General features: G+C 71.7%; 24 protein-coding genes and 3 pseudogenes. 9 read left to right on the forward strand and 18 right to left on the reverse strand.

The genetic code is table 11. The annotated features are described in order from the left end of the window. The first annotated feature begins 130 nt into the window (after window positions 1-130). Both ACFYPC_RS26205 and ACFYPC_RS26210 read left to right on the forward strand, forming a co-directional pair. On the forward strand, window positions 131-415 hold the full coding sequence (locus ACFYPC_RS26205) for a PqqD family peptide modification chaperone (protein ID WP_388680726.1): 285 nt from the start codon (window positions 131-133) through the stop codon (window positions 413-415). A gap of 101 nt (window positions 416-516) precedes the next feature. After that, entirely contained in the window at window positions 517-3,174 is a 2,658-nt protein-coding gene (locus ACFYPC_RS26210; protein ID WP_388680729.1) for an AAA family ATPase, read from the forward strand. Between the two features lie 651 nt (window positions 3,175-3,825). On the opposite strand, the gene ACFYPC_RS26215 is transcribed toward ACFYPC_RS26210, so the two are convergent. The 3 genes and pseudogenes from ACFYPC_RS26215 to ACFYPC_RS26225 all read right to left on the reverse strand — a co-directional run. Beyond that, entirely contained in the window at window positions 3,826-4,794 is a 969-nt protein-coding gene (locus ACFYPC_RS26215) for an aromatase/cyclase (RefSeq protein WP_388680731.1), read from the reverse strand. Between the two features lie 46 nt (window positions 4,795-4,840). After that, entirely contained in the window at window positions 4,841-5,326 is a 486-nt protein-coding gene (locus tag ACFYPC_RS26220) for an aromatase/cyclase (RefSeq protein WP_388680734.1), read from the reverse strand. A 134-nt stretch (window positions 5,327-5,460) separates the two neighbouring features. Next, window positions 5,461-5,556, reverse strand: a pseudogene (locus tag ACFYPC_RS26225) (thioesterase); the annotation flags it as partial. A gap of 35 nt (window positions 5,557-5,591) precedes the next feature. On the opposite strand from ACFYPC_RS26225, the gene ACFYPC_RS26230 reads away from it, so the two are divergent. Beyond that, window positions 5,592-5,747: a hypothetical protein gene (locus ACFYPC_RS26230; protein ID WP_388680736.1), complete on the forward strand. Its 156-nt coding sequence runs from the start codon at window positions 5,592-5,594 to the stop codon at window positions 5,745-5,747. A 250-nt stretch (window positions 5,748-5,997) separates the two neighbouring features. On the opposite strand, the gene ACFYPC_RS26235 is transcribed toward ACFYPC_RS26230, so the two are convergent. The 8 genes from ACFYPC_RS26235 to ACFYPC_RS26270 all read right to left on the reverse strand — a co-directional run bounded on the left by ACFYPC_RS26235 (window position 5,998) and on the right by ACFYPC_RS26270 (window position 14,530). Continuing rightward, on the reverse strand, window positions 5,998-6,819 hold the full coding sequence (locus ACFYPC_RS26235; protein ID WP_388680738.1) for a BTAD domain-containing putative transcriptional regulator: 822 nt from the start codon (window positions 6,817-6,819) through the stop codon (window positions 5,998-6,000). 248 nt (window positions 6,820-7,067) lie between these two features. Next, window positions 7,068-8,051: an MBL fold metallo-hydrolase gene (locus tag ACFYPC_RS26240; RefSeq protein ID WP_388681240.1), complete on the reverse strand. Its 984-nt coding sequence runs from the start codon at window positions 8,049-8,051 to the stop codon at window positions 7,068-7,070. Between the two features lie 229 nt (window positions 8,052-8,280). Next, a complete protein-coding gene (locus ACFYPC_RS26245; protein WP_388680740.1) occupies window positions 8,281-9,102 on the reverse strand; it encodes a 4'-phosphopantetheinyl transferase family protein in 822 nt (273 codons plus the stop codon). Next, window positions 9,099-11,108, reverse strand: a complete 2,010-nt coding sequence (locus ACFYPC_RS26250) for a polyketide synthase (RefSeq protein ID WP_388680742.1) — start codon at window positions 11,106-11,108, stop codon at window positions 9,099-9,101. Before ACFYPC_RS26250 ends, ACFYPC_RS26245 begins: the two co-directional genes overlap by 4 nt. A gap of 32 nt (window positions 11,109-11,140) precedes the next feature. After that, window positions 11,141-11,917, reverse strand: coding sequence for a phosphopantetheine-binding protein (locus ACFYPC_RS26255; RefSeq protein ID WP_388680745.1), 777 nt, complete (start codon window positions 11,915-11,917; stop codon window positions 11,141-11,143). 33 nt (window positions 11,918-11,950) lie between these two features. After that, on the reverse strand, window positions 11,951-12,652 hold the full coding sequence (locus tag ACFYPC_RS26260; protein WP_388680748.1) for a ScbR family autoregulator-binding transcription factor: 702 nt from the start codon (window positions 12,650-12,652) through the stop codon (window positions 11,951-11,953). 88 nt (window positions 12,653-12,740) lie between these two features. Next, complete coding sequence (locus ACFYPC_RS26265) at window positions 12,741-13,583, reverse strand: BTAD domain-containing putative transcriptional regulator (RefSeq protein WP_388680750.1); 843 nt, start codon at window positions 13,581-13,583, stop codon at window positions 12,741-12,743. Between the two features lie 311 nt (window positions 13,584-13,894). Continuing rightward, window positions 13,895-14,530 (reverse strand): ScbR family autoregulator-binding transcription factor, encoded by a 636-nt coding sequence (locus ACFYPC_RS26270; RefSeq protein WP_388680753.1) that lies wholly within the window; start codon window positions 14,528-14,530, stop codon window positions 13,895-13,897. A 481-nt stretch (window positions 14,531-15,011) separates the two neighbouring features. Between ACFYPC_RS26270 and ACFYPC_RS26275 the strand changes: the two genes are divergently transcribed. Beyond that, on the forward strand, window positions 15,012-15,962 hold the full coding sequence (locus ACFYPC_RS26275) for a ScbA/BarX family gamma-butyrolactone biosynthesis protein (protein WP_388680756.1): 951 nt from the start codon (window positions 15,012-15,014) through the stop codon (window positions 15,960-15,962). 47 nt (window positions 15,963-16,009) lie between these two features. Here the strand turns inward: ACFYPC_RS26275 and ACFYPC_RS26280 are convergent, their stop codons facing one another. Further along, entirely contained in the window at window positions 16,010-16,855 is an 846-nt protein-coding gene (locus tag ACFYPC_RS26280; protein WP_388680758.1) for an NAD(P)H-binding protein, read from the reverse strand. A gap of 127 nt (window positions 16,856-16,982) precedes the next feature. Between ACFYPC_RS26280 and ACFYPC_RS26285 the strand changes: the two genes are divergently transcribed. Further along, on the forward strand, window positions 16,983-17,645 hold the full coding sequence (locus ACFYPC_RS26285; protein ID WP_388680761.1) for a ScbR family autoregulator-binding transcription factor: 663 nt from the start codon (window positions 16,983-16,985) through the stop codon (window positions 17,643-17,645). Between the two features lie 15 nt (window positions 17,646-17,660). Here ACFYPC_RS26285 and ACFYPC_RS26290 read toward each other — a convergent pair whose 3' ends face one another. From ACFYPC_RS26290 to ACFYPC_RS26300, 3 genes are all read right to left on the reverse strand, one after another. Then, window positions 17,661-19,127, reverse strand: coding sequence for an FAD-dependent monooxygenase (locus tag ACFYPC_RS26290; RefSeq protein ID WP_388680764.1), 1,467 nt, complete (start codon window positions 19,125-19,127; stop codon window positions 17,661-17,663). A gap of 395 nt (window positions 19,128-19,522) precedes the next feature. Further along, the gene (locus ACFYPC_RS26295) at window positions 19,523-19,942 is read right to left on the reverse strand and encodes a DUF6193 family natural product biosynthesis protein (RefSeq protein WP_388680766.1); all 420 of its coding nucleotides are present in this window, start codon (window positions 19,940-19,942) and stop codon (window positions 19,523-19,525) included. Between the two features lie 123 nt (window positions 19,943-20,065). Further along, complete coding sequence (locus ACFYPC_RS26300) at window positions 20,066-20,281, reverse strand: DUF6243 family protein (RefSeq protein WP_388680768.1); 216 nt, start codon at window positions 20,279-20,281, stop codon at window positions 20,066-20,068. A 354-nt stretch (window positions 20,282-20,635) separates the two neighbouring features. Between ACFYPC_RS26300 and ACFYPC_RS26305 the strand changes: the two genes are divergently transcribed. The 3 genes and pseudogenes from ACFYPC_RS26305 to ACFYPC_RS26315 all read left to right on the forward strand — a co-directional run bounded on the left by ACFYPC_RS26305 (window position 20,636) and on the right by ACFYPC_RS26315 (window position 22,121). Beyond that, the gene (locus ACFYPC_RS26305) at window positions 20,636-20,776 is read left to right on the forward strand and encodes a hypothetical protein (protein ID WP_388680770.1); all 141 of its coding nucleotides are present in this window, start codon (window positions 20,636-20,638) and stop codon (window positions 20,774-20,776) included. 536 nt (window positions 20,777-21,312) lie between these two features. Then, a pseudogene (locus ACFYPC_RS26310) lies at window positions 21,313-21,507 on the forward strand (amidase family protein); the annotation flags it as partial. A gap of 176 nt (window positions 21,508-21,683) precedes the next feature. Further along, window positions 21,684-22,121, forward strand: a pseudogene (locus ACFYPC_RS26315) (molybdopterin-binding protein). A 368-nt stretch (window positions 22,122-22,489) separates the two neighbouring features. Here the strand turns inward: ACFYPC_RS26315 and ACFYPC_RS26320 are convergent. The 3 genes from ACFYPC_RS26320 to ACFYPC_RS26330 form a co-directional block, all read right to left on the reverse strand. Further along, window positions 22,490-22,927, reverse strand: coding sequence for a DUF2267 domain-containing protein (locus ACFYPC_RS26320; RefSeq protein ID WP_388680772.1), 438 nt, complete (start codon window positions 22,925-22,927; stop codon window positions 22,490-22,492). 55 nt (window positions 22,928-22,982) lie between these two features. Then, window positions 22,983-23,378, reverse strand: coding sequence for a DUF2267 domain-containing protein (locus tag ACFYPC_RS26325; RefSeq protein WP_388681242.1), 396 nt, complete (start codon window positions 23,376-23,378; stop codon window positions 22,983-22,985). A gap of 99 nt (window positions 23,379-23,477) precedes the next feature. Next, window positions 23,478-23,909 (reverse strand): Hsp20/alpha crystallin family protein, encoded by a 432-nt coding sequence (locus ACFYPC_RS26330; RefSeq protein ID WP_388680775.1) that lies wholly within the window; start codon window positions 23,907-23,909, stop codon window positions 23,478-23,480. 127 nt (window positions 23,910-24,036) lie between these two features. Between ACFYPC_RS26330 and ACFYPC_RS26335 the strand changes: the two genes are divergently transcribed. Then, window positions 24,037-24,669, forward strand: a complete 633-nt coding sequence (locus ACFYPC_RS26335; RefSeq protein ID WP_388680777.1) for a type III effector protein — start codon at window positions 24,037-24,039, stop codon at window positions 24,667-24,669. The last annotated feature ends 65 nt before the right edge of the window (window positions 24,670-24,734 follow it).

Below are 24,734 nucleotides of genomic sequence, written 5' to 3' on the forward strand. Positions count from 1 at the left end.
ACCCCAGAGTGCGGCCACTTCCATGGATCTGACGGGGGTTGCGTAATAGCTTGAGCCTTCCTCGATCGGTTGAAGAGCCGACGCTCAAGAAGGTGTCTCCGGGGAAGCAGGCCCGGCGCTGGAGGTGTCCGTGCGTGTTCGACCGATGCCGGGGGTGAGTGTCGCCTCGGTGGACGCGACCGGCCGCCTGGAACTCCTAACGGAAACGGCGGTGGGATCCGGGCGCTACCGGTGCAGTCCGGTGGGCACCGCCATGTGGATTGCACTGCGCCGCAACGAGGGCGACACGGGAGCCGCGGCGCACATGCTCGCGGAATTGTGGAATACCGCACCGGAGAATGCCCGCGCCGATCTCGACATCTGGATCGAGGAAATGCGCGACGCCGGTCTCCTGTGCGCACAGCCCTCCCCCTGAAGCCCACCCCTGCCCTTCCTCAGCGGTAGCTCGACCGCCCCTGTAGGCGCAGACTTCACCCTGTCCCGGTTAGGGGTGGACCTTCATCGACGGGGGCGGGTATGAGACTGGTCGGCAGGACAGCGGTGATCGACACGCTGGGCGGCGCGCTCGCGGAGGCCGCGGCGGGCGCCGCCCGCGCCGTCCTGGTCGAGGGGCCCGCCGGATGCGGCCGGAGCACCCTGGCCGACGCCGTCGCCGAACAGGCGGCCACGGACGACGCCCTGGTCCTGACCGCCGTCGCCACGGCGGCCGAGCGGCAGGTCCCGCTCGGTGTCCTGCGCCAGTTCGGCCACAGCGCCCCGGGGATCGCGCTTCCCGACTACAGCGTCGGCGGGCGTCCCGCACGGACGGAGGCCCTGCAGGCGTTCTGCACGCGCGTACGCGAACTGAGCCTGGACCGGACGGTCGTGCTCTGCGCCGACGATGTGCAGCACGCCGACGCGGAGTCCCTGCGCCACCTCCAGTACCTCGTGCGCCACGCGCGTGGCGCACGCGTCCTCGTGGTCCTCACCAGCTCCCCGTACATCCCTTCGCAGGACCCCCTGTTCACCGCCGAGCTGATGCGTCACCCCCACTTCCGCCGGATCCGGCTCGGCCTCCTGTCCCCCGGGGAGACCGCCCGCGTACGGGAACAAGACGGCACCGGCGGATTCACCGCCGAGGAGGCGCACCTCGTCAGCGGCGGCAACCCGCTGCTGCTGCGCGCCCTGGCCTCGGAGTGCGGCGACACCGTCGGGGAGGCGGATCTCCCCGCCGGCGGCCCGTTCGCCCAGGCCGTCGTCGCCTGCGTGCGGCGCTCCGGTCCCGCGGCCGCCCCGATCGCCCGTGCGGTCGCCCTGCTCGGGGAGCAGGCCTCCCCCGCGCGCGCCGCCCGGGCCTCAGGCACGGACGGCGCCGCGGCGGCGCAGGGCCTGGCCGCGCTGGAGGCTGCCGGCATCCTGGACGGCGTACGGTTCCGGCATCCGGCGGCGCTGGCGGCGGTACTGGACGAGACCGGCCCCGCGGGGCGGGCCAGCCTGCTCCGGCGGATCGCACGGGTACTCCACGAGGACGGCGTCCCGGCCCCGGAGGTGGCACAGCGGCTGCTCGCGGCGGCCGCGGAAGGCCGCGCGGCCGGGGAGGACTACGCGCGCGAGGAGGGCTGCGTGGCCGAGGACGGGCTGTGGGACGTCAAGGTTCTGCGCGACGCCGCGGAACAGGCTCTCGCGCAGAACGACGCCCGACCGGCGGTACGCCTGCTGGAACTCGCCCTGGAGAACTGCCCGGACGACCAGCTACGGGCCACCCTGCGCATCCGGCTGGTCCAGATCACGGCCCGCTTCGACCCGGCCTCGGCCGAACGGCGCGTGGACGCCCTGCTGAGCGCCGTGCGCTCGGGCCGGGTGAACGCCGAGCACGAACAGCCGCTGTCCGGACTGCTGCTGGCCCACGGACGGGTCTCCGACGCGGCTGACCTGATCTGCGGCACGAGCGCAGGCGGGCCCGCCGCCTCCCCGCTGGACGCGATGGTCGACACCACCCCCGGGGCCGCGGAACGGCTGCTGCAGTCGGCCCGGCTGACGGACGCCACGCTCGCGCCGCTCGCGCAGGCCGTACGGTCGCTGTTCTGCTCCGAGCAGCCCGATCTGGCGGTCCGCTGGAGCCGCAGGCTGCTGGACGAGGCGGACGCCTGCGGGGCACCGGGCTGGGGCGCCGTGTTCGGGACCCTGTACGCCGAGTCCCTGCTGCGGCTCGGCGACCTGCCGGGCGCCCACGCGCATGCGACGGCGGCGCTCGCGGCCCTCCCGGAGCAGGGCGACAGCACCTTCTCCTGCGCTCCGACGGCGGTCCTCGTTCGCGCCTGCACGGCGATGGGCCGGTACACGGAGGCCTCGCGGCTGACCGACCGGCAGCTGCCGCAGCGGCAGTTGACGAGCCTGCACGGCCTGGCGTATCTGCGGGCCCGGGGGCTGCACCACCTGGCGGTCCACCAGCCGCATGCGGCGCTGGCCGACTTCCTCGAGATCGGCCGTCTGATGGAGAGCTGGGGAGTGGACCGTCCGGCGTTCCTGCCCTGGCGCACGGACGCGGCGGACGCACTGCTGCGGCTCGGGGAGGACCACCGGGCGGAGCAGCTGGCCCTGCGCCAGCTCGCGCTGCCCGACGCGAAGCGCCCGCACGTACGAGGTCCGGCGCTGCGTATGCGGGCGCTCGCCGGGGACCCCGCGCGGCGGCCCGCGCTGCTCACCGAGGCGATCGACGAACTGCACCGCTCCGGCGACCGCGTGGAGACGGCCCGCGCCATGGCGGAGCTGGGCCGGCTGCTCCAGCGGGACGGCTCCCCGTCGAAGGGCGGCGCGATGATCCGGTCGGCGTGGCACCTCGCGCATGAGACCGGCGCGACGCCCCTGTGCAAGGAGATCCTCCCGGACGCCCCGCTGGCACCGGCGCCGGGCGCCGCCGCGCCCACACCGCCGCCGGGGGCACGGCCGAGGCGTCCCGGCGGGAAGGCGGCGGAAGAGGCCGGCGTCCCGGCCAGGCTGAGCGGCTCGGAGCAGCGGGTGGCCACGCTGGCCGCGCAGGGCCTGACCAACCGGGAGATCTCGGCCCGGCTGTTCCTGACGGTGAGCACGGTCGAACAGCACCTGACGCGCGTCTATCGCAAGCTCCGGATCACCTCCCGGGGTGATCTCCCCCTCGACCTGGAGCGCACGGACGACACCCCGGCACGGACCTAGAGCGTTCCGGAGGCGGTCGCCGTCCGCCCGAAGGGCGCCGCGAACCGGCCACGGTTTCTCCCCCGGGGGTTGTTCGTCAGTCCGTCCCCGCCACCGCGGCCGGGGTGCGGGAGAGGGCCGACGCGCAGGCATCGGTGGCGGCGGCGGTGCCCGCGATGGCCACCGGCGGGGGCAGCCGTCCGTGCCCGGCGAGGTGCCGGGCGACCTCGTAGGTGAGGGATCCGCCGCCCGAGTAGCAGCCGAGCGTGACCGGTTCGGGCCGCGGCGAGGGCCGGGCGCAGGGCCTTCAGGCAGCCCGTCGTGTCCGCGGGGCCGGGCACGGTGAGCCAGGGTCTGCGGACCGGGGGTAGACGCGGGCCAGCACGTCACCGCCGTCAGCACCAGCGCGCTGTCGTCCTCCTGGTGGGCGGTCACGGACAGCGGAAACCCGGCGTGCGCCGCCACCGTCTCGGGCGCGGTCAACCGAATGCCCTCTGCGGCGAGTTCGTCCCGCAGCGGGTCCCGGTCGGCGGCCGGTTCGAAGGCGATCAGCGTCTCGGTGAGCCGGTCCTCGGCGGGCCGGCCGCTCCAGGCGTGCACCTGCCCCGCGGAGACCCATTCGTACGCGGCCGCACTCCCCACGTACCGCTGACACGGTGCTGACGTGGCGGTTCAGAGGGTCCGGACAGCCGTCTCCGCGTGCCGCCCGGCGAGCTCCAGGGTGGCGAGGCTGAACCGTCCCGCGGTCGCCCGGACATGGCCGCGGGCCTGCGCGAGACCGGCTCCGGCCCCGAGGAGCTTCCCGGCGGCCTCCTCGATGCCCTCCTCACGCAGCAGGACGCTGTGCTGGGCGATCACCAGGACGCCCTCCTCGTCGGGGATCACCGACCACTCGCCGGTGTGCGCGTCCACGATGGGCGAGGGAAGCGTGTGTTTCCACAGGATGCGCCCCGAATGCGGGAAGCACACGCGCACCGCCTCGAAGGTGTGGACGGCCCCGTCGGCCGAGAGCACGTCCAGGCTGGTGAGCTGGACGCCGGGCTGGAGTTCGGCGACCTCGGCCCGGGACACGTGCGGCATGAGGGCCGGCCAGTCGCCGATCCGGTACAGGAAGTCGTAGACGAGTTCGGCCGGGCCGTGGATGCGTACGGAGTCCTCGAAGGTCAGCAGCAGGTCGTCCAGGCGCGTCCAGCGCTCCGCGATCTCCCTCAGCCGCGCCAGTTCCGCCCGGCTGCTGGTGTCGGTGGCCTCCCGGACCCCGGCGACGTCGGCGGGCCGGTTTCCGGCGACGGTGAAGTCGTGCTCCAGGCGCAGCCGGCAGCGGCCTTCGCCGAGCGGTTCGACGGTCCAGCAGCCGCCCATCGAGCTGATCGGATCCGCGGGCGTCCCCTGCCGGAACTCGATGCGGCGGCGCGTCGCGTCCAGCGTGCGGTGCGAGAGCCAGGACCGTACCGTGCCGTTGGCGAGCACCCACATGTGGAAGCGGTCCTGGAAACCGTCGAAGTCCAGCCGCTCCACATGGATGCTCGGCGGCACGAACAACGGCCACTGCGTCGTGTCCGCGATCAGCCCGTAGACGACGCCGGCGGGCGCGGCCACATCGACCGCGTACTCCGCGCGGTGCACTCGCTCGACGGCCATCGCTCCGTACCCTCTCTCGATCCTGTACAGATGCTGTCCGAAGTCGCTAGAGGGCCGCTCGAGACTCCGCGTACCGCTTGGCGTGGTTCAGGGTCGCCGTGCTGTTGCGGCCGAGCGCCTCGCGTACGTACGACCGGGCCGCGGCGAGGTCGGCGCCCGCACCCAGCACCCGCTCCACCGCCTCCTCCCGCAGCACGACACTGTGCCGCGAGGTGGCGATCGTGGTCCCGTCCGGGCCGGGGGCCACGGTCCAGACGCCCGTGTGGGCCGACATGAGGGCCGGGGTGACGGTCTGCTTGTAGGCGATCCGCGCGGCGTCGGGGAAGCAGACCCGCACCGACTCGGTAGTGTGGGCGGCACCGTCGGCCGTGAGCGTGTCCATGGACATGACCTGGACGCCGGCCGCCTCTTCGGTGAGATCGAGGCCCGCGACATGCGGCAGCCGGTCGGGCCACCGCCCCGCGTCCTCCAGGAACGCGTACTCCAGCTCCGGCCGGGCGTCGATCCGTACGGAGTCCTCGAAGGACAGCACCAGTTCGTCCAGCCGCTCCCACCGCCCGGCGAGGGCGGCGAGGTTGATCCAGTTCGGCTCGGCTGTCGGTGTCCGTGTCCCAGGACGCGCAGCAGTTTCGCGTCGGGGAGCTCCGCCGCGCCGCCGAGGGGGGCAGGGGCGTCCGGGGGCGGGCAGGCCCCGACGGCCAGCAGGGCGGGCGGCGCGAGCCCCCACTCCCGCACGGCCTGGGCGACGGTGAGCGCCACCATCGCGCCGAGGCTGTGTCCGTAGAGCACGTACGTGCGTGCGGCTCGTCGGCGATCTGCTCGAACAGGGGCTTCAGGTCGGCGAGGAGCTCGTCGCGTCCGGTGATCCGGAGTTCGCGGCGCCGCTCGTCCCGACCGGGCAGCAGCCAGGGCGTGGTCCGCACCCCGCGCCCGGCGACCGCGTCCCACCGTAGAACGAGGACCCTCCGGCCCCCGCGTGCGCGAAGCAGTGCAGTCGCGCGGCCCGCCTGCCGCCCATCGCCACCTCCAAGGAACCGCGCCACGTGGACCTCGCCCCTCACCGACCTCGCTCGGGACATGCTCGAATCGGCGTGCAGGGCCGCGAGACCGCGCGAGGGCAGGAAGGCGGCGAACAGGTGGCGAGGGTCCCCTCGCCTGGACGCTCCCGTGCGGCGGCGAGCGACCCGTGCGGCGGGGCGGCGCCTACGCCGCGTACAGGTCGAACGTGGATCCGCGGCGCGGGCCCGCCAGTACGTCCAGCGCGGGGTCGACCGCCAGCATCGCCTGGTGCAGGCGCTGCAGCTGCGGGGACGGCTCCACGCCCAGCTCGCCGGTCAGCCGGCCGCGCAGCCTGCGGTAGACGTCCAGGGCCGTGGCCTGGCGGCCGGAGCGGTACAGCGCGACCATGGCCTGCGAGTGCAGACCCTCGTGCTGCGGATGCCGGGCGATCAGTTCGGTCAGCTCGGCGAGCACCTCGGCGTGGCGGCCGAGCCGCAGGTCCGCGTCGATGCGCCGCTCTGTCGTCACGAGGCGGCTCTCCTCCAGTCGCATGACCTCGATCTCGAGGATCGGTCCGACGCGTACGTCGACCAGCGCCTGGCCGTTCCACAGGACGAGCGCCTTGCGCAGCAGGTCGGCCGCGCGCTCGTTGTCCCCCTCGTCGAACGCGCTCTGGCCGCCGGCGACGAGGGCGTCGTACGCGTGGACGTCCACGGATTCCGACGGTATCTGGAGCAGATACCCGCCGTGCCGGGTCGCGAGCACGTCCTTGGCGGTGCCGGGCGCCCCCGGGCCCATCGCCGTGCCCAGTCTTCTGCGCAGTTGCAGGATGTACGTCTGCAGGGTGGTGAGCGCGCTCTGCGGCAGCTCGGTGCCCCAGATCTCCTCCATGAGGGTCTGCACGGGCATCACCCGCCCCGGATACAGCGCGAGCAGCGCCAGGATCTGACGCGGCTTGCCGGCCGTCGGAACAATCGAGCCCCCGTTGACCTCGGCACTCAACGGACCCAGAACCTGAATCTTCACGGTTTCCTCCGAATTTCGTCGAGTTCCCATCGATTTTCAGCCTTAGGCTTCCGCACAGTAGCCGGACCCAGGGCAATGTCCCGGAATTCTCGAGTCGGCATCTAGTGACCCTCCGTCCCGGGCGGGCGGAAACAGCGGGTGGATTCCCCTCCGGGGATAGCCGGTTACGAATTTCCGCTGTGCCCCCGACATGGAAGAACCCCCCGGCCGGTGACCTGTGGCAGAGGGCTTGGCCGGTCGCGGCGGGCTCAGGCGAGGCACTCCGGGGGGCGGCCGTGATAGGCCGTCATCTCCGCGCACAGCGCGCCGACGTCCAGCGGCGAGCCCTCGGGGAGGCCCTGTTCCTCGGCGTATCCCCGGTGCAGGTCGGGGAGCAGCCGCTCGGCGTCCAGCAGGTCCGCGAACGGGCCGAGGTCCGTGGTACGGGCCAGGTCCGGGGGGTCGCCCCGGCCGCCGCGCCCTCCTTGGCCAGCCGCTGGATCCAGCGCAGGTAGGTCTCGTTGACGTCGAGGAGCTCGGGGCCGCCGACCGGCCCGTGACCGGGTACGACCGTGCCGGCGCGCAGGGCGCAGCTGCTCCAGGGCCCGCAGGGAGCCGCTGACGGACCCCATGACACAGAACGGGGTGACTCCGTTCATCACCAGGTCGCCGGTGAAGAGCACGCCCTGTTCCGGCAGCCAGACGATGGTGTCGTCGGTCGTGTGGGCCGCCGGGCCGAGGCGGAAGGTCAGTTCGGGCGGGGTGATCTCGATGGCGCCCCAGCAGACGTCCGGCCACAGGCCGGCCATGTGCATCCCGGCCGCCCGGACCATGGCGCGCGTCCGCTCGTGGCCGATGGTCAGCGCCTCGGGGAAGACGAAGTTGCCGTAGGTGTGGTCCCCGTGGAAGTGGGTGTTGACCAGGGCGCGCGGTGGGCGCGGCGCCCGCGCGAGGGCGGCCCGGCGCAGCTGCCGGGCCCTGCGCTCGGTGGCCGCGGTGTCGACGAGGGCGCTGTGGCCGCCGTCGGTGAGGATGCCGGCGTTGTTCAGGCACCAGCCGCCCGGGGCTGGACGTACGCGTGGACGCCGTCGGCCACCTCGGTGACGGCGGCGGCCTGCCCCTGGGTGGTGGCGGTGCGCACGGGATACCTCTTTCCCTTCACGGCGGTGCTCTGCCGGGCCTACTGCTGATCCAGAACCCGAATTCTGGGACTCCTCGCCGTGGTCCCGGTCGACTTCTCGTCGAATTCGGATGCCGACCCGTGCACCGTAGCCGGAATCCCGCCTCTTCTTTCCGACCCTTGAACCGTTTTCGAGGCGCTTTCCGGCGCAATTGTCTCCGGCCCCCCAGAGCCCGTATCCGGTACAGCTCGGCGACGAGCTCGCCGGCCTGGTCGGGCTCGCTCCCCGTACTCACGCCCCCGCCTTTCACACCTCCGGCCTCACCCCGCGGGTACGGTGCCGCGACGTCGTCCGCGGACCGTCACACTCCAGCCGTCTCCGGCAGCACAAGGCGGCGCGGCGCGGCGCGGCCCCACGGGAATCCGTAGTGCAGATGGACGGCCGGCGGATGCCCGGCGTCGACCTCGACGGCGACCGCCGCCAGCACCTCGGCCACCGGCTCGATCTCCAGGAACCGCCAGTGCGCAGCCGAGTCGTCGGGGGGCGGCCGGAAGGCGAGGACGCCGCGATCCTCGGTCAGGGTGAAGGCGAAGGAGTCGAAGGGCAGGCCGAGCCCCAGCCCCCGCGCCTTCGAGTACGCCTCCTTCAGCGTCCACAGGCGCAGCGCGCGTCGGCTCCGCGGCCGCCCGGAGGCCGCGTCGGCGATCCAGTCCTGCTCCTCGGCGGAGAACGTCGCGATGATGTTCTCCAGTCCGCGCTCGCCACGGTCCAGCCGTTCCAGGTCGACGCCGATGCGCAGGCCCCGGGAGACGCCCAGCAGGTTGTACGCGTTGGCGTGGGAGAGGTTGAAGTCCAGAGTGTCGGCGCCGCGTGGCAGGCCACCGGCGGGCGTCTGGAGGAACGGCCGCCCGCGCGAGGAGCGCCAGATGATCGCCTCGGCCTCGGGAATGCCGGTCTCGAGCGCCAGCACCCGGCGCACCAGGGCGTGGGCGACGAGGTACTGACGGCGGTCGCGCTCGAACAGGAACCGGCCGGCCACCTCCCGCTCGTTCTCGTCCAGCCAGTACGAGGCCAGGGTGGCGGCGATCCCGGGCGCGAGGTCGTCGTTGGGGCAGAACCACAGGTTCACCGGGTCGGGCCGGGATTCGCCCGGCTCCGCCACGTCATGGAGGAGCGCGGTCATGCCTGTCCCTCCTCGCCGCCCAGCCAGAGCGGGACACGCAGGAAGGCGGACGGGGGCAGCGATACGGCCACGGCGCCTGAGCCGTGGGCCCGCTCCAGCGCGGCCCAGTCGATGTCGAGCCCGGACAGCCACAGCGCGCGCAGCTGACGCAGGTGCCCGGCCCGCCACAGCGCGGCGACATAGTCGTCCGTCTCGGGTAGACCACCCAGCCCGAGCGGGTCGGTGTCCCCGTCCCGCAGGTCGCTGCACGGCCCCCCGTCCCGTACGAACTGCTCAAGGGTCCGCACCAGTTCGCCGGTGTCGCCGACGACGGCCGCGAACCGGCAGTCCATGGCGGCCCGTCCCCCACGCAGAGCCCGTGCCACCACCCCGAGCCCCGGCACGACCCCGTGACCGCCGAGCAGATCGACGAACCTCCGCGCGGTGGCGACCAGATGCGCCGGGGTGGGCGCGGACAGAACGAACAACTCCCCAGCGGCGGGCAGGCACTCCTCCACGCCCGCTACGACCGAGACGCCGGACACGCACGCCTCCGTCCCCGCCGCTATCGACGGGGCCCTGCCCTGTGTCACCGCGGCAGCGGGCACGTACTCCTCCAGCACCACATGCGCCTCCGCTCCCCCACCGCCGCGCAGCCCGACGCAGATCCGGCGGGGGACGCTCCCCGCGCCCCCGGCGTTCTCCGCGTTCCCCCCGCTCTGCCAGGACTGCGCCTCGGCGCGGTCGGCTCCGGGCGGAAGGACCCGGTGCCGCAGCTGGAGCACGGCCCGCGTCAGGAGCGCGGCTCCGGTTGCGGCGCCCGCGTCGCCGACGAGCGCGCGCACGGAGCCCGCGTCCTCCCGGACGACGGCCGCCGCGTCCACGCCCGCGGCACGCAGGGCCTCGCGCAACACCCGCTGCGCGGACGCGTCACCGCTCCCCCCAGCGTCACCGCTCCCGCACTCGGCCGCGCCGCCGTGCGCAGGCCCGCCCGTACCCACGCCGACAGTCCGCGACCCGCGGCCGGGTCCGGCCGTCGCGCCGGAGGAGGGGTGGGGCGCGGTGTGGCCGACGGCGCTGCCGCGCACCACGCAGTGCACCGTGTCCCCGTCGGCCAGGGCCCGTTCCAGGGGCTTCAGCAGCAGCGCGCCGACGCCCTCGCCAGCGCCGGGCCGCCGGCTCGACGGGTGCAGCAGCAGCCGCACGCCGCCCACGAGCGCGGCGGCGCACTCGCCGCGGTGCAGGGCGGCGAGTGCGTGATGGACCGCGACCAGGACGGAGGACTGCTTCGTGTCGACCGACTGGCTGGGGCCGGTGAGACCGAGCAGGGCGGAGAGCCGGTTGGGCAGGCTCCACGGGCCGCTCCGCGGCATCGGCACGGCCCTCTCGCGCGTCCACGTCCGGGCCGCGAGCAGCGCGTAGTCGCCGCTCCCGGCGCCCGCGAACACGCCGACGCTGCGCCGCGTCCCGTCCGGGGCGGTCAGGGCGTCCAGGCGGCCTCCGGTGCATCCGGCGTCCTCGAGGGCCTCCCACGCGGTCTCCAGGAACAGCCGTTCCTGAGGGTCCATCAGGGCGGCTTCGTGCGCGTCGATCCCGAAGAACTCCGGGTCGAAGTCCTGTACGCGGTCCAGATAGTGACCCGTCTCGTCACCGGGCCGCCCGGCCGGCGGCGCCGACGCGCTGCCGTGTCCGGAGCACGTCCGGCGCCAGAAGGCGGCGAGGTCGGGCGCGCCCGGGTAGCGCCCAGCCATCCCGACGATGGCGACCGGCTCAACGGTGTCGCGGCCGGACACCGAGGAGGCCGAGGACACCGAGGACGTCACGGTCACCGAACGGGCCGCCGCAGGGGTCGGTCCGTCGGCGTCCCGCTCCGGCCAGGCGTCCGGCAGGTGGAAGACGACGGGCTCCGGACCGGCGGCGATGCCCGCGACACCGTCGCCGTCAGCGGCACCGCTCATTAGCGCGGCCACCTGGGCCCGGTCCAGACCGCCGTTCTTGAACCGGGTCAGGACTTCCTTCTCGTCCATCTGGACGGGCTCCTTCTGAGTGTGGAACAGCGTCAGCCGCGGCGGCCGAGCAGCACGAGTGCCTCGTCCAGGGTGAGCCGGTCGTCACGGATCGCGTCCAGCAGGACGTCGAGGTCGCGGCCCGGGAACGGCCGTACGACGGGAGCCGACCGGAAGAGCGGCCGGTGGGCCGTACGGGAGGCCGACTCGGACACCTGCGCCCCTGCGGCCGGGGCGGGGGCGGGGGCGGGGGCGGGCTCCGGCACGGACTCGCCGGTACGGATCGCGATGTACGCCGCCATGGCCGCGAGGTTGGGGTGCTCGTAGAGCAGGGCGGACCGCTCCCGGAGACCGAAGGTCTGGTTGACTGCCGCGATGAACTCGGCGCCCACGATGGAGTCCACGCCCAGCACGTTGAACGCGGCGGTGGTGTTGATGTCCCAGGGGTCGCAGCACAGGATCGCCGCGAGCCGCTGCCGCAGCACCTCCGCGATCCGCGTCGCGGGCGCGGGCCCCGGCTCCTGCGTGCCGGCGGCGACGGCGGGAGGGGCGGCAGAACTCGCGACGGCGGCGGCGCTGCTCGTCGGCCGCCTGATCTCCTGGGCGAAGGACGCCGGAGTCGGGTAGTCGTACAGATCGGTCGCGCGCACCTGGATCCCGTACCGCCTGCCGACGACGGCCACGAACTCCACGACCAGCAGCGAGTCGATTCCCAGGGACGGGAAGGTCTGGTCGGGGTCGATCTTCTCCGGCTTGACCCGCAGGACGTCGCCGAGCACTCCGATGAGGTCCGTCAGTACATCCGCGTCCGCGGGATGTTCACTCGTCATCGCTGGCTCCTCCAAGCCGTCGGTGGCACATGCTCACCGGGTGCTGCCGGTGACCCCGACCGGTAGCGGTTTCCCAAGGTCGTCCAAGGGACCGTCCGCGCCGCGGGACGGCAGGCCGGCTCCCTGCGTCCCCACGCGGTAGCCCGCCTCCGCGCCCTCGGGCACCAGGCTCGGCAGCAGCATCAGCCACATCCCGGTGACCCGGCGCTGGAGCTCGGCGTAGGGCATTCCCGTACCGGCCATCGCCTCGATCCCGAAGGCCGTCGCGGCCACCAGCGATTCGACGCTCTCCCAACTGTTCCCAGAGCGGAGTTCCCCCGCCTCCTGAGCCTGACGCAGCAGCCCGCAGACCACCGCGAACCAGACCCGGTGGAAGTCGGTGGTGACCTCCTGGAGTCCGGCGCGCTCCTTGGTGATCCGGAAGCCGGCCGGGACCGCCGGCTCCTCGCGCAGGCTCCAGGCGAGCCAGTGCGTCGTGTCGATCAGGGTCTGCAGCGGGCGCAGTCCGGACGCGCGCAGTGCGCCCACCGACTCGTGCAGCAGCGCACAGCCCCGCAGATGGACCGCCTCCGCCAGTTCTTCCTTGGAGGCGAAGTGGAAGTACAGCGCACCCTTGGTCACTCCGGCGAACGCGGCGATCTCGCCGAGTGTCGCGTTCGCGTAGCCGTTGCGCCGGAACATCTCGGCCCCCGCCTGTACCAACTTCCTGCGGGTCCGCTCCGACCTCACCTGCACGGCGCTGCCTCCTCGGCCCGTGGTCCGGGCGTGCGTGCGGCCCGGCGAGCCGGCCGCTGCCGCGTGCCTGGTGTCGTGTGCGGCCATGTCAGCCCACGCGGAGGAGTCGCTCGCTGGTGGTCTCCGCCGCCCCCGGACTCTCCGGGCTGGCCATGAGGATCGAGCGCTGCAGCCTGCGCAGCACGGCCGAGGGCTCGAGCCCCAGCTCGCGCACCAGCGTGGCGCGCAGCCGCTGGAACACGTCGAGGGCCTCGCTCCGGCGGCCGGAGCGGTGCAGGGCCAGCATGAACTGGCCGTGCAGGTTCTCGTGGGTGCGGTACCGGCTGGCGAGCACGGTCAGTTCGGCGAGCAGCTCGCGGTGCCGTCCTATCCGCAGGTCGGCCTCGATGCGCTGGTCGAGCGCGCACAGCCGGGTCTCCTCCAGCCGCTGGGTCTCCATGTCCAGCTGGATGCCGCCCTGCACGTCGGCGAAGGCAGGTCCGGACCACAGCGACAGTGCCTCGCGCAGCAGCCGGGCGGCGCCCGGGAAGTCACCCGCGTCCATGGCCCGGTAGCCCGTCCCCGCGATCCGGTCGAACTCGCGGACGTCGCTGGTGCCGCCGCCGCTGTCGAGCAGGTAGCCGCCCGGCAGCGTGACGAGCACGTCCTTGGCGGTACGCCGGCCGACGGCCCCCTCGTCGCCGTCGGCCGCCGCCTGTTCCAAGGCGGTCGCGATGAGGGCCCGCAGCTGCAGCACGTACGTCTGCAGGGTGGTCCGGGCGCTGCGCGGCGGTGCGCCCGCCCACAGTTCCTCGATGAGGGCCGACACCGGAACGACCTGGTCGGCATGGAGTGCCAGCAGAGCCAGCACCTGTCGCGGCTTCGGGGCCGTCGGAGTGACGGAGACCCCGTGCTCCCGCACCGCCAGTGTGCCCAGTACTTCGATGTCCACGCCGTACTCCCCTGTCCGTGGATGAGCAGTCAGTAAAAAACAGGACCAGCGGTTTGTCAATCCAAAACCAACCGCGCTGTTTTCACCTCTGAGACTCGCTGACGAACCCTCAAGAACCCTGTCTGTACTGCGTAGTTGATCTGCTGACGAGCGCGACAGCGTCTGCGACCCGACTCTTCATCCACCTCTAACACGGCAAGAGTCCAGCCAAAACAAACCGTCCGGTCGCCTCCCTGGACCAGGCTGACCAGACACGGAAGCCCCGGCCCTCCCGCACACATGAGCGAAGAACCGGGGCGCGACAACCGTCCCTACGGCAATCGGCACTCTCCGGCGGCCCCGTCGGCCCGGAGGCCCGCAACACTCGCCGCCGGCACGAGCGTCGGAAGCAGCAGCCGCCAGAAGCGAGTGACCGTCGACGCCGACAGCCAGGCCGCGTCCCGGACCCCGAGCACCCCGAACCCCACGGCGGCGGCCACCACGGCACTCTCCACGTCCCGCGCCGTGGCCCCGGGCCTCAACTCCCCCTCTACCTCGGCCCGCTTCAGCGTCTCGTGAACCCAGAGCCGCCACCACTCGCACAGATCCGCCCGGCGCGGGCGATTCATCTCGCCACACATGGCGAACCCGGCCCGCAGCACCACGTCGCCGGACAGCGCGGCGGCGAGCCCGTGGCTGACGTCGACGAGGAGTTGCACATGGCGGCTCGCCCCGGACCGGAGCGCGCGGTTCGTGACGGCCAGCAGCCTGGCGAGCGCCTCCTCCTCGACAACCTCCGCCAGAACGGCCTTGCTGGCGAAGTGGAAGTGCAGGGCCCCGTTACTCACGCCCGCCAGCGAACTGATCGCGGTGAGCGATGCCGTGGAGAAGCACTCCCGCTCGAAGACCTCGGCCGCGGACCGGATCAGGGCTTCACGCGTGCGCGCCGCGCGTTCCTGTTTGACCATCGACCGCTCCGTCATCACAGGGGGGTTACCGCGCTTGCCGAAGGGCAGGCCGGCGTACTGCCCCGATCCAGAAGCCAACCATAACAAACCGTCTGCGCGGTTTCTATCGGGGCTCGTCCGATCACCCATCAAAGTCCGGAAGTGGGGACCTTTGGATCCACCAGGACGCTGCACGCACCTTCGACCACCCTGCTCGAGAACGGCTCGTGCGGCACTCGACCCGTGCGGGGCCCGGGCCGCGGGCATCGGCCCTGCACAGGAGCCGCCGATCCGACTCCACCAGCGGCGCGGCATAAATCGGAAGGAATGCCTCCGCCAAATTTGGTGACGGAGTGTCAGTTGCACTAGTAATTAAACCGGTTGGTATGTACTTTCTGGGCCCAGGAAGACCACTGAGGTACTGACCACATCTCGCTTCGACCCAGGGGGAGCAATGTCTGCGAACACGTTTCACGTCGAACGGACAACATTCGACGGCGAAATGAGAAGAGATACCAAGGCTTCCACGATCAAGCCGGGCGGCTTCTACCCCATGACCCTGACCTCCACCGTCCCCAAGGAGCTGGTGCACCGTTCCGCCGTCTCGGAGGTCATGCTCACCGACTGGGAGCGGGTGGACGACACCCACTTCGTCATGTCTGCCCAGTGGCCCCGGGGCCACAGCTTCTTCACCCCGGTCGCGGGCGACTACCACGACCCGCTCATCGGCTGCGAAACGATTCGCCAGGTCGGCATCCTGCTGGCGCACGCCGAGTTCGGTGTTCCCTTCGGCCACCAGTTCGTCGTGTGGGACCTCGACATAGCCGTCCGGCCGGAGCACCTCCATGTCGGATACAAGCCCGCCGCGCTCAGCATCGACGTCACCTGCACGGAGATCAAACGGCGCGGCAGGAACGTTTCGGGTATGCGCGTCGACGCGGTCTTCCACCGCGACGGCCGCGTCGTCGCGACGGGAGGCGGCTCCCTGTCCTGCATGGCTCCGGCGGTCTACGAGCGCTTGCGCGGCGAGCAAACCCTCTGCGGCGGCTGGTACCAGCTCCCGCTGATCAGCCCGGCGGCACCCCAGAGTGTCGGACGCATGTCGCCCATGGACGTCGTGCTCTCGCCCACGAGCGAACGGGACCGCTGGCAGCTACGGGTGGACACGCGGCACCCCGTGCTCTTCGAGCACCCGGTCGACCACGTACCGGGCATGGTGCTGATCGAGGCGGCCCGCCAGGCAACGGCCTCGGTGCTGGGGCGCTCCTCCTACCTCCCCCTCGCCATCGCCAACGAGTTCAAGCGGTACACCGAGCTCGACTCCCCCTGCATGATCGAGGCGGTCCGGCTGCCCGCGAGCACCCCGGGTGAGGAGAGCGTCCTGGTGACCGCCCGTCAGGACAGTGCGGTCGTCTTCCGCTCGACCGTGACCGCCGGGTCGCACGGCTGCTGACCGGACCCGGTCGTCGGCCTCCTCCCTCAGGCGGCCGACGGCCGCCCTCAATCGGTCGTGAAGGCACCACGATGATCCTTCGCCCACCCGCGGAAGGTCCCGGCCGGCCGGCCGAGGAGAGTGGGAACCGCCGTGTCCACATCGCGCTTCGCCCCGTCCCTCTGCCGCTCCGCACTCTCCAGGAGCGCTTCGACGACGGTCGGCGGGTAGTACGAGCCCAATGCGGTACGTGCCCCATCCGGGCCCAGTTCCTCGAACCGCAGCGGACGCCCCAACGCCTCGGCGAGCTGGGCCGTCTGCTCGACCGCCGTGATCGGCTCGGGCCCGGTCAGCGTGTAGACCCTGCCTGCGTGGCCTTCCTCGGTGAGGGTGCGCACCGCCACCTCCGCGACGTCGCGCGGATCGACGCACGAGTTGGCCGACATCCCATAGAGGGCCCGCACCACGTCGTCCGAGCGGACGGACCTGGCCCAGGCAAGGGCGTTGGACATGAACGAGCGGGGGCGCAGCAGGGTCCACTCCATTCCGGATCCGCGCAACAGGTCCTCGTTCCGGCGCTGCATCCGCGCGATCAGGTCCTCGGCCCGGCTGTCCGCGACCGCCGCGGCGGACAGCTTCACCACGCGCCGCACCCCGGCCGAGAAGGCGGTCCGCAGGAAGCGCGCGTCGTCGTCCCCGTAGGGCATGGTCACCAGCAGCACGGTGCTCACCCCGCTCAGGGCGCGCTCCAGCGAGCTTCGATCCGAGAAATCCCCGGGAACGACCTGAGCCGTCCCCGCCGCCCCCGTGACCCGCCCCGGAGTCCGGGCCATGATGCGAACCGCCAAGTCAGCGGGGAGACGACGGACCACTTCCCGCCCTACCGTGCCGGTGGCACCGGTGACAAGAATCATGAACTTCCCTCTCTGGTCCGGGTCTTTCCCGGGCGGGGATGGGCAGGAACGACCGCTGTAAGATACGAACTGAGCGGTTTTTTTAGGCCCCTCAACGCTCGACAACCCTGAGGAGGGAGGAAGCAGAGTGGCTGAGCAGGTACGAGCCATCCGCACACGTCAGACGATCCTTCTGGCGGCGGCCACGATCTTCGAGGAACACGGGTACCAAGCGGCCACAATCTCCCAGATCCTGGCCGCGGCGGGGGTGACCAAGGGCGCCCTGTACTTCCATTTCCAGTCGAAGGAAGACCTGGCCCAGGGCGTGATCGCCGAACAGGAACTGCGTTTCTCCGTCCCTCCCCGCCCCTCGAAGGTGCAGGAGATCGTGGACGTCGTCATGCTGCATGCCCACCGCCTGCAGACCGACCCGATGGTGCGCGCCGGCGTACGGCTGTCGATGGACCAACTGGCGGAGGGCCTCGACCGCAGTGGCCCGTTCCTGCGCTGGGGCGAGGTCGGCCTCGACCTGCTCCAGCAGGCGCAGGCCCAGGGCGAGCTGATGCCGCACGTCTCGCCGTCCGAGACGGCCGATGTCATCGTCGGCTCCTTCGCCGGTATCCAGTCCATGTCCCAGGCCGTGAGCGACTACCGCGACCTGGTGGGCAGGGTCTCCGCACTGATGCGCCACGTGCTGCCCAGCGCCGTGGTGCCTTCGGTCCTCGCCTCGCTCGACCTGTCCGAGGGCCGAGGGGCCGCGGTCTTCGCCGAGGCGCTCAAGGCCGTAGACGCGCTCGAAGCCGCCGGCTGAGCGGGCGGGCCCCCGTCAGGGGCGCCCCACGAGGGCGCCCTCGGCGAAGTACACCGGCAGAACCTCCGCCAGTTCACAGTCCCCCGCCACCCAGGCGAGGTAGCCGTCGGGCCGCACCAGCACCGCCTCGTACGGCACATCGGGGGTGGGCCGGGCGCTCACCACTCGCACGGTGCCCTCCCAGGCCCGCGCCTCCTCGCGGTAGCGGTCCGCCCGCTCGCCGAGGAGCAGCAGCAGTGGCCGACCGTCCCGCAGCAGCGCGATCACATCGGTCTCGCCCGCCTCGGTGGACAGCGCCACATTACGCAGAAACGCTCCTGCTCCTGGGCAGCGCCCACCAGTGTGGTCCGGCAGCACCGTGTCCTGCGCGCTGATCACGCCGCTGAGCTCCCCGTACTCGCGCTCGGCCGCCATCAGCCCGGCGAACACCTGGCGCAGCGCGTCGAGTTCGACACCCGGCCGCATCAGGGCGAGCTGCGCCCGCGTGTTGTCGACGACCCGCCGGGCGATGGGCCTGCGCTCCTGGTCGTAGGTGTCGAGCAGGTCCGGGGCCGCCGAGCCGAGCACCGTGAGCGCCAGCTTCCAGCTCAGGTTCAGCGCGTCCAGCACACCGGTACTCAGGCCCTGCCCGCCGATCGGGAAGTGCACGTGCGCCGCGTCCCCCACCAGGAAGACCCGCCCCGCGCGGAACGTCCGGGCCAGGCGGTCGAAGTCGCTGAACCTGCTGAGCCACCGCGGATCGTCCATCGCGATCTCCCGTCCGGCGATCCAGGACACCTCTCCACGGAGCTCCTCCAGGGTGACCGGCAGCCGCCGGTCGGCGTGCGCCCCGGCGCAGTTGAGCGTCCGGATGTGCGTCCTGCCCTCTGGGTCGTGCTTGGACACGATCCAGCCGCGCGGGGTGCGCTGCCAGCCGTCGGCCAGCGCACCGGGGTCCGGCAGCGTCACGGTGCCCATCAGCGCGGAGACCGTGGCCGGATGGGTGTCGGAGCCGATCCCGGCCTGCGTACGGACCGTACTGCGGGCGCCGTCCGCCCCCACGACATATCCGGCGGCGCACATCACCACACCCCGCGGCCCCTCGGCCACGACCCGTACCCCGTCGTCCTCCTGGACGACCTCGGTCACCCGGTGCTCGCGCAGAATCCGCGCCCCCGCCGCCCGGGCCCGCTCCTCGAAGATGCGCTCGAGCTCCGCCTGGGGGCGCTTGAGGATCGGTGCCGGTTCGCCCTCGGGGGCCGTGATGACCAGCCCGGGAAGACCCGCGAAGTGGAACGGACCGGCTCCCCCGCCCTCCGGGTACGGGTATCCACGCCGGGCCAGGCACTGCACCGCCCGGGCGTGCAGCGTGGTCGCCTTGGGCCCTTCGGACACCCCCGCCCGGGTTTCCAGCAGCACCGTGTCGACCCCGTACGCGGCCAGTTCGGCCGCCATGAGCATCCCGACGGGCCCCCCGCCCGCCACCACCACCTGCGCCTGCACAGCGATGCCTCCCCCTCAGCCAACACCCCGTCCACAAACGAAATATACCGGATGGCCTGTTTCTTCTCCACCAGGTGGAAGAGGAACAGACCGTTGAGCCGGGGGTGGACGTCGCTTCAGCCGGGGCAGCGGCACACGCGGTGGTCAGCACATCCCTTACGCGCTACGGCAGGAGTTCCCGCTGCGCTCGCATACGGGGCACCGAGGGACACTGTACGGATCAGAGCAGGTCCTCGGCTACGGCGGCCACGCGGGGCCGTTCCAGGCAACCCGTACGTCCAGTTCGAGGCGGTGCAGCTTGGCCGACTGGCGCAGGTCGCCAATGACGTTCCCAGTCAAGGTGCTGAGTGAGCCGGCAGTGGGCCCGGGCCATAACTGGCCGGATCGGGCCTCGCTCACGCACGTAGAGAAGTGGCATGGCCCGGGGCGCAGCGCCTTTGAGCTGCTCGACGCGCTCGGTGGCGACCAGGGGCCGCGGGGACTGCTGGTCTTGCTCCAACCCCGCTGTCTCGGCAGCGCACTCGTCGGCGAACCTTGAACCGTTCGTTGTCCAGGGGCTCGATCGGTCCGGCCTGCACAGTCCAGGGGTAGCTGGTGGAGCGGCTGAAGAGCAGGGCGAAGTGGCTGGTGAACGGAGACAGCCGCCGTAGTCGTGGTTGAGCGGCGGCAGCCTTCAGCAGTGGGACGATGCCCGGATAGGGGCGCCTGGGCGTGCGGAGTTGGTGTACCGCCGGCTTCCACTGCCAGCTGAGTCGTAGGGCCTGCCAATGAGCCTCGACTACGTCAGCAGGCCCGCGACTGCGCGCTGCGGCCATGTCCGGCAGAACTGGTCTTGGTGGCAGAGGCAGTTGCTGATCGCAGGTCTCGTCATTCGCGGCCCGGCCCGCGCGTCGCGGTCCGGGCCCTGCCTCGTGCGGTGCCGCCCGCGGCGCGGCGCATCAGCCCTGTGCGGTGTCGTCGTCCGCCTGCCCAGCGCCCTCAGCTGCGCCTGCCTTCTCGCGCATTTTCCGCACCAGCTCCGCCTTCTTGTCGGCTGCACCCTGGCGGTCGAGGTTGCGGTACGGACCGTGGTTCTGCCGTTCGGCGCGTGACAGCTTCTTGCGCTGGCCGCCGCCCATGCCCACGGGGTTGTTGATGTTCTTGCTCACGGTCACGGGTTCTCCCGGTAAGGATGCGAAGTGATCTACGGATTCATCGGCGGGGCGGGCGCCGACGTCGAAAGACGTCAGCAATGGACAATCACGCCCTCACTCGTAAATCGGCGTCTGGAAGAACATGACAAAGACGTTACCCGCTTCCGTCTGCCCCGCACACCAACCTGTTCGCCGCCCCGGCGTCGGCCAGGCCTTCCGGTGAGCTCCCGGGCTCAGCCGTTTTTTCCGGGAATCTCAGCACCCGGCAGCACCCGCCGGTGGTCGTCGCCCCGCCCGGGGCATGTCCAGACCGGCGTGAGCTTGACTCTGTCGGTGATCTCGGAGGTTCGCGGTGCGGCAACATGATCAGCGGGGGTGGTCGAGGCTCTTCTCGATCTGACGCTGTCCCGCCTGGAGGAGGCCGGACTGGTGCGCGAGCGCACCACGCAGCGCACCGATTCCACCCACGTTCTGGCCGCGGGTCCGCGACCCGACACGCCTTGGGCTGCTCACTGAGGCAGTACGCGCCGCGCTGGACAAAGTCGTCGGCCCCCCTCCGCACCTGCTGGACGTCCTGGTCAATGAGGAAATGGAGACGCCGCTACGGCCGTCCGGTCCGCCTTGGCAAGAACCCCACCAAGCCCAGGAGCAGGATCCTCGCCACCGGCGACGACGCCGTCCGGCTGCATGGCAGCCGAGGCGGAGCCACACCCAGGGCCCCAGGCGAGGCGGGACCACCTCACCGATCCGGCCCTTGGGGGACACCGTTGCTGACATCTCTGCCGGACGACCATGTCGACCAGTCGGCCCTGCGCCAGGGGGTGTGGGAAGACCGGTCAGAATCAGGGCGACGAGTCCTCCGAACATCCGACACGGGGGGGGCACCGGTCTTGATGCTCATCACGGGCCACTTGGGATGAGTGCGTCTTCGGGCAGGCGAGGCCCCGCCCACGGTGACTACCCCGGTGGCGGTTCTGAGGTATCGGTCACGATCGCGGGAACGGGCGGCCGGACATGAAGCGAGACCCCACCGTGACTGTCGGTTTCCGTTCTACTTCGACCAGCTTGTCTGGGCCGGTCTGGCCACCATGCCCGGTCTCCCCGCCACCGCCATACCGGCGGGCCGGTCACCCGAGGGTCTGCCGGTGGGAGTGCAGCTCATCAGCCCGATGTTCGAGGACCGCACCCCGCTGCGGCTGGCCGAACTGCTCGAGCAGAAAATCGGCGGCTTCCAGGCACCAAGGTAGGACGTACTGACGGCGGTTCATCGGGTTTGCCGGCTGGGGTGAGCCTGAGAGCGCGTCCCCTTCGTCTGGGGTGTCGGCCGCGTGGTCGCCGCGGCCACGGGTTCCGGGGTGAGGGCCAGGCTCATGCGACGTGACGGGAGGCATTTCCCTCGCATCTGCGGCCGCGCCATCAGCGCATGCACACTTACCGTATCGGGGACGCTGCCGCCTTGCTCGTTGTCAGCGCCGACACCGTGAGACGCCTGATCGACGGAAACTCACCGCCGATCGCGATGAGGTGGGCCGCCGGATCATCCTCGGGCCGGCCCTAGCGGCCGCGCCCGGCAGGTGCACCGAGCGGAGCGGGAGTCCACCGGCTCCTCGGCCCGCAACCGCCTCTGCGGCAGCGTCACCGACGTGGTCCGCGGAGATGTGCCGGCGCAGGTGGCGATCCAGGCCGGCCGTTCCGGATGGTGGCGCTGGTCGTCCGCGAGTCGGCTGAGGAACTGAGGCTGGAACCCGGTGTTCCGGCGATTGCCGTGATCAAGTCGACCAACGTGATCGTCGAGCGTCACGTGGCCCGTCCCCGTCAACAGCGCCAGCTCGTGGGGCAGGTGATCACCCAGAGACCGTAGACACGTTTTCGCGAGCGATCGCAAGAAGCAGTGCCGCCGGCCCGGGTCGCCGGCCCGGCCGCCGGCCCGGGTCGAGTTCCCCGGCGCTCGGCTTCACCCGACCACGCGCTGCTACGGCACATACAAGTCGGCGGTTCATCCCTTGTCTGCCTCACCTGCCGCCGCGTCAGCGCCGTGCGCGCCGTGCCTCAGCACCCCACCCCGCGCCGTGCCTCGGCACCCCACCCTCTACCACCCCAGGCACTCTCAAAACAGCCTGACCAAGCCACGGAGCCTGATCGGACAGATGACAGCACCCTCCTCCCGGAAGGCAGGGCGGGCAGCGATGCAGGGGGCACCGTGCCCGCCTCGATCCCGCACGTCGTCGTCTACGCGGCGGGGGCGAGTTCGGCGCGGCCGAACAGCAGGGCGTAGCCGGTGGGGAGTTGGTGGAGGACGCGGGTGATCAGGTCTGGGTCGGCGTAGGCGGCGACGGCGGAGAAGACGGATCCGGTGTCCCAGCGGGTGGTGGCCAGGGAGGCGCCGGTGCGGGCGGCGAGATCCTTGACGAAGGCCCAGCCGGTCAGCGGCTGGGGGTCGGGCATCTGAACGGTCAGCATCCGTGCGGCTTCCAAGGGCAGGCTCGCGGCCAGGTCGGCGCGTTCGTCGCCGGTCAGTTGGCGCCCCAGTCCGGCGAGGACCAGGCGGACGGCTTCGTCGGCCCTCTCACGTGTGGGGTATGCGCCCTCGTAGCGGACCTTCTCCAGCATCTGCTCGTATGCCGTCCCGTACGGCTGCTGGTGCGGTGCGTGCCGGTCGGAGATCACTGGGATGTTGCCTTTCTTGCTGTGGCCGGTGTTCGGGCACCGGGGTGTGAGTTGGTCAGGTGGGCTGGGGACGGCCGAAGAGCAGGTCGTAGCCGACGGGGAGCTGAAGCAGGATCTGGGCCAGCAGGTCCTCGTCGACGGCGTCGGCGACGGTGGACAGCACGGCGCTGACGTCCCAGGCCGCGGTCTGCTCGGTAGCGCCTTCGATCCACGCGGCGGTTGCACGGACGAACCGTTCCGGGGGCAGCGGCTCGGCGCTCTGCAGCGGGTTGAGCAGGATCAGGGCGAACTCCTCCGGCAGGCGCGCCGCGAGCTGGGCGCGGACGTTGCCGACCAGGTGCGAGCCGAGGAGGGCGAGCACCACGCGTGCCGCGCGCTCGGCTTCGTGCCGACTGTCGTACCTGCCGCGTTCCTGCACATGGCCGAGGAACACTTCGCGTCGCAGAGCCATCTCGGCCGCCACCCCGTCTTCTTCGGACTGTCCACGGGGGTGCGGAGAACGAAGCGGAGGAAGAACAGGTGCCCGCCCTCCGCACCCGTCCGGCCGGTGTCAGCCGGAGATCTTCTTGCGGCCGGATCCGACGCCGATGGAGATCTTGCGGGGCTTGGCCCGCTCGGCGATCGGGATGCGCAGGGTGAGCACGCCGGCATCGTGGTCGGCCTGGATGTGCTCGGTGTCGAGGGTGTCCGCGAGCACGATCTGGCGGGAGAAGACACCCAGCGGCCGCTCGGACAGCTCCATCTGCACGTCATCGGACTTCGTCACCGGCCGCCGCTCGGCCTTTACGGTGAGCATGTTCCGCTCGACGTCGATATCGATCGCGTCCGCGGTGACGCCCGGGAGGTCGAAGGCCACCACGTACTCGTCGCCCTCGCGGTAGGCGTCCATCGGCATCGCCGACGGGCGGGACCAGGTGCCCGGGCCCATCAGCTGCTGGGCCAGCCGGTCCAGCTCACGGAAGGGGTCAGTGCGCATCAACATCGTGAAAACACCTCCAGCAGGTTCAGGCAGTTGCTGCCAATGCGCTCACTGACACCGTTGTAACATGTCATCCAATCGATGACAAGCACAATGTCGTCCACGTGATGACATCAAGAGGGAGGTGTCCGTGACCGCAGCCGACCAGCCGTCCAGGACCAGTACGACTACCCATGGCCCGGCATCGTTTCTCGCCGCCGCGGCGGCCCTGCACGCCATCGACGACGCCCTGCGCGACGCCCAGCGGGACTCCCCGGGCGCCCCGGATGCACCCGGTCCCGGCACGGAGCAGGCGCTGGCCTCCCTGATGCTGCTGCGCCAGGTGCGCGAGCAGCTCGCCGAATGGGAGACCGGTCTGATCGAAACCGCCCGCGATTCGGGGGCCAGCTGGGCCGACCTCGCCCACCCCCTCGGCGTCGCCAGCCGCCAGGCCGCCGAACGCCGCTACCTGCGCGGCCGCCCCGGCCCCGACGGAACCACCGGCGAACAACGCGTCCAGGCCACCCGCGAACGCCGCGCCGCCGAACGCACCACCGCCACCTGGGCCCGCCGCAACGCGGCCGACCTGCGCCGCATCGCCGGCCAGATCACCGCACTCACCGACCTGCCCACCGCAGCCGGCCCCCGGCTCAGCCAGCTCCACACGGCCCTTGCCCACGATGACCCCGCCGAACTCATCCGCCCCCTCAACGCCACCCGCCCCCACCTGACCACCAACCACCCCGACCTCGCGGCACAGCTCGACGCCCTCACGCCGCCGTGATCCCACCCGTTGCCCCCGGTTGTGTCCCAGATCCACCTGCCGTCACGTGCCGCAGCTCTGCGCCT

Source organism: Streptomyces sp. NPDC005808 (assembly GCF_042871385.1).
GTDB lineage: Bacteria > Actinomycetota > Actinomycetes > Streptomycetales > Streptomycetaceae > Streptomyces.

Excerpts from the sequence above, each read along its gene's own strand:
- ACFYPC_RS26210 (WP_388680729.1), top strand. The coding sequence starts at position 517 with ATGAGACTGGTCGGCAGGACAGCGGTGATCGACACGCTGGGCGGCGCG.
- ACFYPC_RS26215 (WP_388680731.1), bottom strand. The coding sequence starts at position 4,794 with ATGGCCGTCGAGCGAGTGCACCGCGCGGAGTACGCGGTCGATGTGGCC.
- ACFYPC_RS26245 (WP_388680740.1), bottom strand. The coding sequence starts at position 9,102 with ATGACCGCGCTCCTCCATGACGTGGCGGAGCCGGGCGAATCCCGGCCC.
- ACFYPC_RS26250 (WP_388680742.1), bottom strand. The coding sequence starts at position 11,108 with ATGGACGAGAAGGAAGTCCTGACCCGGTTCAAGAACGGCGGTCTGGAC.
- ACFYPC_RS26255 (WP_388680745.1), bottom strand. The coding sequence starts at position 11,917 with ATGACGAGTGAACATCCCGCGGACGCGGATGTACTGACGGACCTCATC.
- ACFYPC_RS26270 (WP_388680753.1), bottom strand. The coding sequence starts at position 14,530 with ATGGTCAAACAGGAACGCGCGGCGCGCACGCGTGAAGCCCTGATCCGG.
- ACFYPC_RS26275 (WP_388680756.1), top strand. The coding sequence starts at position 15,012 with ATGAGAAGAGATACCAAGGCTTCCACGATCAAGCCGGGCGGCTTCTAC.
- ACFYPC_RS26280 (WP_388680758.1), bottom strand. The coding sequence starts at position 16,855 with ATGATTCTTGTCACCGGTGCCACCGGCACGGTAGGGCGGGAAGTGGTC.
- ACFYPC_RS26295 (WP_388680766.1), bottom strand. The coding sequence starts at position 19,942 with ATGGCCGCAGCGCGCAGTCGCGGGCCTGCTGACGTAGTCGAGGCTCAT.
- ACFYPC_RS26325 (WP_388681242.1), bottom strand. The coding sequence starts at position 23,378 with ATGGCTCTGCGACGCGAAGTGTTCCTCGGCCATGTGCAGGAACGCGGC.
- ACFYPC_RS26330 (WP_388680775.1), bottom strand. The coding sequence starts at position 23,909 with ATGTTGATGCGCACTGACCCCTTCCGTGAGCTGGACCGGCTGGCCCAG.